The organism is Escherichia sp. MOD1-EC5189, from assembly GCF_002966045.1.
Classification (GTDB): Bacteria; Pseudomonadota; Gammaproteobacteria; order Enterobacterales; family Enterobacteriaceae; genus Escherichia; species Escherichia coli_F.
Genome location: NZ_PTRX01000053.1, coordinates 1 through 9,600 on the forward strand (window position 1 = coordinate 1; position 9,600 = coordinate 9,600).

Genomic DNA, 9,600 nt, shown 5'->3' on the forward strand with positions numbered 1-9,600 from the left:
TGCACTTGATGACGCCCGTTACCAGGCAAAATACGTTTCAGTTATCTGGCAAAAACTGATCCCGAGTCAGGCTGATTTTTAATGTTCAACCGTCGCCAGTTGTCGTTGATATTCTGCAACTGGCGCGTTCCGGAGTGATAGCCATGAGCGAACAGTACCTGATAACGCTCGACGAGTGGAAACCAAAACGGTTCAGTCTCCCAATAACAAACACTACCCTGGTGAAATACGGAAAACTAGGATACATCGTTCCAAGGCCACAAAAAATTCGTGGGCGTTGGCTGATAGATCGCCGAGCAGTATTTGTTGGGCCTGGTGAAACGGGAATTGCGCCGGAAATTCATACTGGCGATGATGATGCACTGAAGGAGATTTTAACTCATGTCACCGAGGCCACGAAAAAACAGCACTGACGTAGCCGGTCTTTACGAAAAGTTTGATCGCAGAACTGGCAGAGTTTACTACCAGTATAAAAATCCTGTGACTGGAAAATTTCACGGACTCGGAACAGACAAAGGTAAGGCAGAAAAAATCGCTTCCACAGCCAATCAGCGAATAGCTGCAGCAGAAGCTGAATATTTCATGCGCAAAATTGATGAAAGTCCGTCAGCAACAAAACGTCGGGGTATCAGATTAAAGGCATGGGTTGATCGATATCTGAAAATACAGGACACACGACTGAAAAATGGAGATATTGCAGCTACAACTCACAAAGAAAAAACTCGAATGGCTGCATACCTGGTTTCCCGTCTGGGAAACCACCCATTGAAAGAACTGGAAGTAAGAGACTTTGCATTAATACTGGATGAGTGGCTGGATAAAGACATGGTCAGCACAGCGAGAGTAAATCGTGGATTATGGGTTGATATTTATAAAGAAGCACAGCATGCAGGGGAAGTTCCTCCTGGATGGAATCCTCCGGAGGCTACCCGTAAACCGATCCCTAAAGTAACCAGAGCCAGGCTCACCATGGAAGACTGGCAAAAAATTTACAATGCAACGCCTGAAAAACACTTTATCCGTAACGCAATGCTTCTTGCGATTGTTACTGGTCAGCGCCGTGATGACATTTGCCACATGCGTTTTTCAGATGTGTGGAACGAACACTTGCATATCACCCAGGGAAAAACCGGAATGCGTCTGGCGTTACCGCTTACACTACGCTGTGATGCCATTGGGATAACGTTAAAAGAAGTTATTGATGGGTGCCGAGACAGAATATTAAGTCCATATCTAATCCATAGTCGGCACCAGAAACAACCGAAGCCGATGAGTAAAGACAACCTGAGCGACTACTTTGCCAAAGCACGGGATCTGGCTGGGATAATTCCACCAGCAGGAAAAACTCCGCCAACATTTCATGAACAACGCTCTCTATCAGAACGGCTGTACCGTGCACAGGGTATCGATACAAAAACATTACTAGGACATAAAGTCCAGGCAACCACCGATCGCTATAACGATACTCGAGGTCAGGAATGGGTTAAGTTGGTTATTTAACAAACACCATATGGAATATCCGTCACCATCTCAGGAAAAAAGTGTTGTAAAATGCGTGGCCTAGTTTTGGGGAAACGTTTTGGAGAGATTTTGGAGAAAGGAAAAAATTGAATAAATTCAAAATCCTGAAAGTGTCCCGCCTTATGAATAAGAAGGTGGAACTCGAATGATCGGTCGACTGCTTCGCGGCGGTTTTATGACCGCTATCTACGCGTACCTGTATATCCCAATCATTATTTTGATTGTGAACTCTTTCAACAGCTCGCGCTTTGGCATCAACTGGCAGGGTTTTACCACCAAATGGTATAGCCTGCTGATGAACAACGACAGTCTGTTGCAGGCAGCTCAGCATTCACTGACGATGGCGGTGTTTTCGGCGACGTTTGCTACGCTTATCGGTTCACTGACGGCAGTTGCGTTGTACCGTTATCGCTTTCGTGGTAAGCCGTTCGTTAGCGGAATGCTGTTTGTGGTGATGATGTCACCAGATATTGTGATGGCGATTTCTCTGCTGGTGCTGTTTATGCTGCTGGGTATTCAGCTTGGCTTCTGGTCGCTGCTGTTCTCGCATATCACCTTCTGCCTGCCGTTTGTGGTGGTGACGGTGTATTCGCGCCTGAAAGGTTTTGATGTGCGAATGCTGGAAGCGGCGAAAGATCTCGGTGCCAGCGAATTTACCATTCTGCGAAAAATCATTCTGCCACTGGCAATGCCAGCGGTAGCGGCGGGCTGGGTGTTAAGCTTTACCCTGTCGATGGACGATGTAGTAGTTTCTTCGTTCGTCACCGGACCAAGCTATGAAATTCTGCCGTTAAAAATTTATTCGATGGTCAAAGTCGGCGTATCGCCGGAAGTTAACGCGCTGGCAACCATATTACTGGTGCTGTCGCTGGTGATGGTAATTGCCAGCCAGCTTATTGCTCGTGATAAAACGAAAGGTAACACAGGGGACGTTAAATGAAAAAATGGTCACGCCACCTGCTCGCGGCGGGTGCTCTGGCACTGGGCATGAGCGCCGCTCACGCCGATGACAACAACACGCTGTATTTCTACAACTGGACCGAGTACGTGCCGCCAGGACTGCTTGAACAGTTCACCAAAGAAACCGGTATTAAGGTTATCTATTCGACTTACGAGTCGAACGAAACCATGTACGCGAAGCTGAAAACGTACAAAGACGGTGCCTATGACCTGGTGGTTCCTTCAACCTATTACGTCGATAAAATGCGTAAAGAAGGGATGATCCAGAAGATCGACAAGTCGAAGTTAACAAACTTCAGCAACCTCGACCCAGACATGCTCAACAAGCCGTTTGATCCGAATAACGACTACTCCATTCCGTATATCTGGGGTGCGACGGCGATTGGCGTTAACGGTGATGCGGTGGATCCGAAATCTGTCACCAGCTGGGCCGATCTGTGGAAACCTGAGTACAAAGGCAGCCTGCTGCTGACCGACGATGCCCGTGAAGTGTTCCAGATGGCGCTGCGTAAGCTGGGCTACTCCGGTAACACCACCGATCCGAAAGAGATTGAAGCTGCATACAACGAGCTGAAAAAACTGATGCCAAACGTCGCGGCGTTTAACTCCGATAACCCGGCGAACCCGTATATGGAAGGCGAAGTTAACCTCGGCATGATCTGGAACGGTTCTGCTTTCGTTGCACGCCAGGCGGGTACGCCAATTGATGTGGTGTGGCCGAAAGAAGGCGGCATTTTCTGGATGGACAGCCTGGCGATCCCGGCAAATGCCAAAAACAAAGAAGGCGCGCTGAAATTGATCAACTTCCTGCTGCGCCCGGATGTGGCAAAACAGGTTGCTGAAACTATCGGTTATCCAACGCCAAACCTCGCCGCGCGTAAGCTGTTAAGCCCGGAAGTGGCGAACGATAAGACGCTCTACCCGGATGCTGAAACCATTAAAAATGGCGAATGGCAGAATGACGTTGGCGCAGCCAGCAGCATTTATGAAGAGTATTATCAGAAGCTGAAAGCAGGACGTTAATTCAGCAAGCGGGCGGTGATATTACCGCCCGTTTTTTATTTAGCAAGGATGTGGCTAATGTTGCTGTTATGGACGAGTAAACGCTAAAAGAGGCAGTAAATATGCCAGATGCGGCGTCAACGCCTTCTCTGGTCTACGACACCCGCAAATTCAATTCATTGCGCCCCATCGCAGGCCTGATAAGCGTAGCGCATCAGGCAATGCTTCCTGCTTTATAAGCCCTTCAGCAACTTTTCAACAAACTCTGGCACCACCTGGCTTGCCGGGCCGTAATATTTCTCGGCAAATTCATTACCGACCTGACTCGGTTCAAGATTGAGTTCCACAGTGTGCGCACCATGCAGTTTCGCTTCGTGAACAAATCCAGCCGCCGGATAAACATGCCCGGAAGTACCAATGGCAATGAAAATATCGGCCATCGACAACGCCATATAAATTTCATCCATGCCGAGTGGCATTTCGCCAAACCACACTACGTGCGGGCGCAAGGGTGCCGGGAACTGGCAACAATGGCATTTATCTTCTGGCGTAACGTCTCCGGTCCAGTCGAGAACCTGACCACTTTGCGAACAGCGAACTTTCAGCAGTTCCCCATGCATATGAATAACATTGGTATTACCTGCGCGTTCATGCAGGTTGTCGATATTCTGCGTCACCAGCAAAAAGCGATCGCCGAGAGCGTCTTGCAGTTTAGCTAGCGCAAGATGCGCGGCGTTAGGCTGAATTTCTGGCTGCTGTAGCTGTCGACGACGGGCGTTATAAAACGCTTGCACCAGTTCAGGATCGCGATCGAAACCTTCCGGCGTTGCCACATCTTCAACCCGATGTTCTTCCCACAGGCCATCTGCGGCGCGAAAGGTACGAATACCTGATTCCGCAGAAATCCCTGCCCCTGTCAGTACGAGTACTCTTGGTTTTTCCATTGCTTCCGGCACCACTTTATCTCTGAAAAAAATACGCTGACGCAAACGCTCGCGCAGGCGGCGTTTATTTTTACGAAAACGACTTAACCGATGACCCCGACGCGACAGCATAGCAACCTCTGTTGTTTAATCGGTTAGATGTAGGAAAGCCGCACCACGCATTCCTCCCGCATCACCGTGGCGCGCGCGTTCAATGCGCGGAACACGAGCTACAGGTAAGAGATGACGAGGCAGCCTGTCCGCCAGTTGCGTTGTGATTGCCGGGAAATTCGATAAGCCACCACCAATGACGACCAGGTCAGGGTCAACAATGGTCAGGATATTTCCCATACAAACCGCTAATAAATCCAGATAACGCTCAACGTGCGCCCTTGCCTGCTCATCGCCTTGATCATAAAGCGCAATAATTTCGGGAGCCTGCAACGGTTGATGATAATAGTGTTGATACAGCCACGCAAAACCGCGACCAGACAGATAATTTTCAATGCAGCCATGCTGACCACAGCCGCAGCGGCGTAACGGGAAATCCAACCCCATCATGGTTAACGCATCAACCGGCAGACGCATATGGCCAAACTCGCCGGTAATATAGCTTTTACCGGTAATTGGTTTACCGTTGAAAATCAGCCCGCCGCCAACGCCGGTGCCGAGAATCAACCCCATCACCAGTGGATATTGAGTAAATTCATCATCCCAGGCTTCTGAAAGGGCAAAACAGTTGGCATCGTTATCAAGGCGGACATCGCGATCAAGACGTACGCTCAGATCTGCACGCAGCGGTTTACCGCTGGCAGCGGGGACATTGGCAGCATACAGCGTACCATCTTCTGTTTCCGGCATTCCCGGAATACCGATGCCTACAGAACCTTTACAGCCAAAACGCTTATCGGCTTCAGCCACCAGCTCGCACACTGCATCTAAAAATGCGTCATAGCTGTCACGCGGTGTCGGCACCCGCTTTTCCCACTGCAACTGCCGACCGCTATCAAACACGCCAAGCGCAATTTTTGTTCCACCAATATCAAACCCGTAATACATTGCCGCTCCTTGTTTTAATGTACTGCCTTTACTGGCCGCTAAGGACTCGCGCAGGGTCAATATTACTGGCGCGCCGCGCCGGATACCAACTTGCCAAAAGACTCAGCAACAATGCTGTGACCAGTACGTAGAAGACGTCCAGCCAGTGCAATTCCGATGGCAGGAAGTCAATAAAATAGATATCGCTGGAGAGGAACTGATGACCGATCAGCTTTTCAATCCACTCAATAATCGGGGTAAGTTGCAGTGAAACCACCACGCCGATAATCACCCCACACAGGCTGCCGAACAGCCCTGCCAGTAATCCATACCAGACAAAGATGGCGCGAATTAAACCATCTTTCGCCCCCAGCGTTCTTAATACTGCGATATCGCCACTCTTGTCTTTCACCGCCATCACTAAGGTAGAGACGATGTTGAAACAGGCCACGCCAATCACCAGTACCATCGCCAGATACATAATGGCGCGGATCATCTGGATATCGCGATACATATAGCCGTAAGTACCAATCCAGCTTTTAATATAAACATAGCTGTTGGTCACTTCACCCGCATCGCGTACCAGCTTATTGGCGTTGAAAACATCCGTCATTTTAAGGGCAATACCTGACACGCTGGAACCCATATCAAGATATTGCTGGGCATCCGCCAGCGGGATCATGGCAAAACTGTGATCGAGTTGGCCACTCAACTGCAAAATACCGGCAACGTGCAAACGCACGCGTTTTGGCTGCATCAGTTTATGCTCGGGATTCGAGTTGGGGATCATAATCGACACCCAATCGCCCTGCTTCACTTTCAGCGCATCCGCCACGCCTTTGCCGATGATAATTTGCTGTTCGCCTGCTTTAAAATTGCTCCACGCATCGTCCTGGACAAACGAGGGTAATGCGCTCAAACGCTGTTCCTGTTGCGGGTTAACGCCCTTGACCTGAATTGCGCGCAGATTGGCTCCACTTTCCACCAGCCCGGTGAAATTGATATACGGCGCGGCAGCGGCAATACCCGGCACTTTTTGCACGTTATCCAGGGCTTCTTGCCAGTTAGTCCACGGCTGATCCACCGCCTCAATTTCGCCATGCGGCACCACCGCCAGAATGCGGTTGTTCAGTTCGCGTTCAAAGCCGTTCATCGCGCTTAAGCCGACGATCAATACCGCCACGCCGAGGGCAATGCCAATGGTAGAAATGACGGAGATCAGCGACACCATACCGCCGCGTCGCCGTCCGCGACTAAAACGCAGGCCAATCAATAACGATAAAGGCATCGCCATTACTCCGCCCCCATCAGGCTCAGTTCCGCCGTCAAACGACCATCACGCATTTCTAACTGGCGGCTCATGCGTTTCGCCAGTTGCAGGTCGTGAGTAACCACCAGGAAGGCAGTGCCCTGCAAACGATTCAACTCCCCAAGCAACTGGAAGATGCTGTCGGCGTTACGTGCATCGAGGTTACCTGTAGGTTCATCCGCCAGTACCAGCCGCGGGTTATTGACCAGCGCACGGGCAATCGCCACACGCTGGCGCTCACCGCCAGAAAGTTCAGATGGACGGTGATTCGCACGATGCTCCAGCCCCACCGCTTTTAACATCTCCAGCGCACGGCTGTTGATTTCAGCGGGCTTTTTCTTGCCAATCAGCAGTGGCATAGCCACGTTTTCCAGGGCGGTAAAATCCGGCAGCAGGTGGTGAAACTGATAAATAAAGCCCAGCTTCTGGTTGCGCAGCTCTGCTTTCGCCGCCGAAGACAGTTTGCTCATCGGTTGACCGTTAAAGATCACATCGCCGGAGGTTGGCGTATCCAGCCCGCCCAGCAGGTGCAGCAGGGTACTTTTACCAGAACCAGAGCTACCGACGATCGCCATCATTTCACCTTCGCCGACGCTGAAACTGACATTGTGCAGTACATCGGTTTGCACACTGCCTTCCTGATAGCGTTTGCACAGGTTGTCGCATTGCAACAGGATCTTATTCATAACGTAAAGCCTCAGCGGGTTGAGTGGCGGCAGCGCGCCATGAAGGGTAAAGCGTAGACAGCAGCGCGATAGCCATCGCCACCAGCGCAATAACAATGACCTGTAAAGGTTCGATAGCGACTGGCAGTGCCGCGCCATCAAGCAGGACGCCGATTATCGGCATCAGATTATTCAACTGGCTGGCAAGCAGTGCACCAAGCGCCGCTCCGAGGATCGCACCGATAATCCCGGCGCTGGCCCCTTGCACCATAAAGACCATCATGATTTGTCGCGGAGTTAAGCCTTGCGTTTGCAGGATCGCCACTTCGCCCTGCTTCTCCATCACCATCAGCCCCAGCGAAGTAATAATGTTAAACGCCGCAACGGCGACAATCAGGCTCAGCAGTAAGCCCATCATATTTTTTTCCATGCGTACGGCCTGGAACAGCTCGCCTTTACGATCACGCCAGTCCTGCCATTTGCTGCCTTCAGGCAGTTTTTGCTGGCTTAAAGAATCAACTTTCAGCGGCTCATCCAGCCACAAACGCCAGCCAGTGATATTGCCTGCCGGATAACGCATCAGACGCGAGGCATCCTCAATATTCACCAGCATTTCATAGCCATCGACTTCACTGTTGGCGGCGAAAGTGCCAATCACATTGAACAGGCGCTGGCTTGGAATACGCCCCATCGGCGTGAACTGGCTGGCAGACGGCACCATCACGCGGATTTGATCACCGCGATTGACACCTAACTGTGAGGCAAGTTGTTCGCCGAGAATGACATTATATTTCCCCGGTTCGAGATCAGCTTGTTTCACATTGACAAGATACGGCGTGAGTGGATCTTTTTGTGCCGGGTCGATACCCAGCATCACCCCGACCGCCACGCTGCGTGCACTTTGCAGTACCACATCACCGGTAGTGACAGGTGCGATGCGATTAACGCCGTCCAGTTTGACTGCCGTTTCCGGGAGTTGCTGCGGGTTAAGAGAGCCATGCTCAGAAGAGAGAATTGCCTGTGGCATCAGGCCAAGGATGTTGTTTTGCAGCTCGCGCTCAAAGCCGTTCATCACTGACAATACTGTGACCAGCGCCATCACCCCGAGGGTAATGCCGATGGTAGAAAGCCAGGAGACGAAACGACCGAAGCGATCCGCTGCACGCCCACGCATGTAACGCAGGCCAATAAATAGAGCGACAGGTTGGTACATGAAATCCGTCTGGTTGCTGTTAGCAAAGACACGAGTATATAAGCGAAAGCAAGATGGGTAAACGTCTGAACTGTAAGTGATCGTCAGGGCTAATCTGAAAAGTCCCCGTAAATCAATCGGCTAAATTGCCATGTTTTATCATCAATCTTGCCGCCTGATCTTAATCTGAAAAATCATCCAATACAGACAGATACCCATTACACCTCGGGTCATAACCCGCAGGATCAACCGCATGTAAATTAAAAAAGAGCGTGTTGTCCTGATGAAACAAAAAGAGCTATGGATTAACCAGATCAAAGGGTTATGTATTTGCCTGGTGGTGATTTATCACTCGGTCATTACCTTTTATCCGCATCTCACCACTTTTCAGCATCCGTTATCGGAAGTCCTGAGCAAATGCTGGATCTATTTCAATCTTTACCTTGCCCCCTTTCGTATGCCGGTTTTTTTCTTTATTTCTGGCTATTTGATTCGCCGCTATATCGACAGCGTACCGTGGGGAAATTGTCTCGATAAACGCATCTGGAACATCTTCTGGGTGCTGGCGCTGTGGGGCGTGGTACAGTGGCTGGCGTTAAGTGCGCTGAATCAGTGGCTGGCACCTGAGCGCGATTTAAGCAATGCCTCCAATGCCGCTTATGCCGATTCCACCGGTGAGTTCCTGCACGGGATGTTCACCGCCAGCACCAGCTTGTGGTATCTGTATGCTTTAATTGTCTATTTCGTGATATGTAAAATTTTTAACCGCCTGGCCCTGCCGTTATTTGTTCTGTTTGTACTGATGAGTGTGGCGGTTAATTTCGTACCCACACCGTGGTGGGGAATGAACAGCGTGATCCGCAATTTGCCTTATTACAGTCTTGGCGCATGGTTTGGCGCAACATTAATGACCTGTGTTAAAGCGGTGCCGTTGCGCCGCCATCTGCTGATGGCTTCTTTGCTGGCTGTTCTGGCGGTCGGTGCCTGGTT

At 50.5% G+C, this 9,600-nt stretch carries 10 protein-coding genes and 1 pseudogene; 6 read left to right on the forward strand and 5 right to left on the reverse strand.

Going from position 1 to position 9,600, the window contains the following annotated elements; all coding sequences use genetic code 11:
- From ATB02_RS24705 to potD, 5 genes and pseudogenes are all read left to right on the forward strand, one after another.
- A pseudogene (locus ATB02_RS24705) lies at positions 1-82 on the forward strand (3'-5' exonuclease); the annotation flags it as partial.
- A gap of 61 nt (positions 83-143) precedes the next feature.
- Complete coding sequence (locus ATB02_RS24710; protein ID WP_000003742.1) at positions 144-413, forward strand: excisionase; 270 nt, start codon at positions 144-146, stop codon at positions 411-413.
- Positions 382-1,500: a phage integrase Arm DNA-binding domain-containing protein gene (locus ATB02_RS24715; protein WP_000074983.1), complete on the forward strand. Its 1,119-nt coding sequence runs from the start codon at positions 382-384 to the stop codon at positions 1,498-1,500. The genes ATB02_RS24710 and ATB02_RS24715 overlap by 32 nt, the downstream gene beginning before the upstream one ends.
- 166 nt (positions 1,501-1,666) lie before the next feature.
- A complete protein-coding gene (potC, locus tag ATB02_RS24720; protein ID WP_000580316.1) occupies positions 1,667-2,461 on the forward strand; it encodes a spermidine/putrescine ABC transporter permease PotC in 795 nt (264 codons plus the stop codon).
- A complete protein-coding gene (potD, locus tag ATB02_RS24725) occupies positions 2,458-3,504 on the forward strand; it encodes a spermidine/putrescine ABC transporter substrate-binding protein PotD (RefSeq protein ID WP_000759317.1) in 1,047 nt (348 codons plus the stop codon). The genes potC and potD overlap by 4 nt, the downstream gene beginning before the upstream one ends.
- A gap of 212 nt (positions 3,505-3,716) precedes the next feature.
- Here the strand turns inward: potD and cobB are convergent, their stop codons facing one another.
- From cobB to lolC, 5 genes are read right to left on the reverse strand one after another with little or no spacing between them, the layout of a single operon-like run.
- Positions 3,717-4,538, reverse strand: a complete 822-nt coding sequence (gene cobB / locus ATB02_RS24730; RefSeq protein WP_000952736.1) for a Sir2 family NAD+-dependent deacetylase — start codon at positions 4,536-4,538, stop codon at positions 3,717-3,719.
- Between the two features lie 15 nt (positions 4,539-4,553).
- Positions 4,554-5,465, reverse strand: coding sequence for an N-acetylglucosamine kinase (nagK, locus tag ATB02_RS24735; protein WP_032302874.1), 912 nt, complete (start codon positions 5,463-5,465; stop codon positions 4,554-4,556).
- Between the two features lie 28 nt (positions 5,466-5,493).
- Positions 5,494-6,738: a lipoprotein-releasing ABC transporter permease subunit LolE gene (gene lolE / locus ATB02_RS24740; protein WP_001251354.1), complete on the reverse strand. Its 1,245-nt coding sequence runs from the start codon at positions 6,736-6,738 to the stop codon at positions 5,494-5,496.
- Complete coding sequence (gene lolD, locus ATB02_RS24745) at positions 6,738-7,439, reverse strand: lipoprotein-releasing ABC transporter ATP-binding protein LolD (RefSeq protein ID WP_001033695.1); 702 nt, start codon at positions 7,437-7,439, stop codon at positions 6,738-6,740. Before lolD ends, lolE begins: the two co-directional genes overlap by 1 nt.
- The gene (gene lolC, locus ATB02_RS24750; RefSeq protein WP_000284704.1) at positions 7,432-8,631 is read right to left on the reverse strand and encodes a lipoprotein-releasing ABC transporter permease subunit LolC; all 1,200 of its coding nucleotides are present in this window, start codon (positions 8,629-8,631) and stop codon (positions 7,432-7,434) included. The genes lolD and lolC overlap by 8 nt, the downstream gene beginning before the upstream one ends.
- 262 nt (positions 8,632-8,893) lie before the next feature.
- Here lolC and ATB02_RS24755 point away from each other — a divergent pair.
- A partial coding sequence (locus ATB02_RS24755; RefSeq protein ID WP_105272368.1) for an acyltransferase family protein occupies positions 8,894-9,600 on the forward strand: 707 nt, incomplete at its 3' end.

Coding starts and splice junctions, on each gene's coding strand:
- nagK (WP_032302874.1), bottom strand. CDS start 5,465: ATGTATTACGGGTTTGATATTGGTGGAACAAAAATTGCGCTTGGCGTG.
- potD (WP_000759317.1), top strand. CDS start 2,458: ATGAAAAAATGGTCACGCCACCTGCTCGCGGCGGGTGCTCTGGCACTG.
- potC (WP_000580316.1), top strand. CDS start 1,667: ATGATCGGTCGACTGCTTCGCGGCGGTTTTATGACCGCTATCTACGCG.
- lolE (WP_001251354.1), bottom strand. CDS start 6,738: ATGGCGATGCCTTTATCGTTATTGATTGGCCTGCGTTTTAGTCGCGGA.
- cobB (WP_000952736.1), bottom strand. CDS start 4,538: ATGCTGTCGCGTCGGGGTCATCGGTTAAGTCGTTTTCGTAAAAATAAA.
- lolD (WP_001033695.1), bottom strand. CDS start 7,439: ATGAATAAGATCCTGTTGCAATGCGACAACCTGTGCAAACGCTATCAG.
- ATB02_RS24710 (WP_000003742.1), top strand. CDS start 144: ATGAGCGAACAGTACCTGATAACGCTCGACGAGTGGAAACCAAAACGG.
- lolC (WP_000284704.1), bottom strand. CDS start 8,631: ATGTACCAACCTGTCGCTCTATTTATTGGCCTGCGTTACATGCGTGGG.
- ATB02_RS24715 (WP_000074983.1), top strand. CDS start 382: ATGTCACCGAGGCCACGAAAAAACAGCACTGACGTAGCCGGTCTTTAC.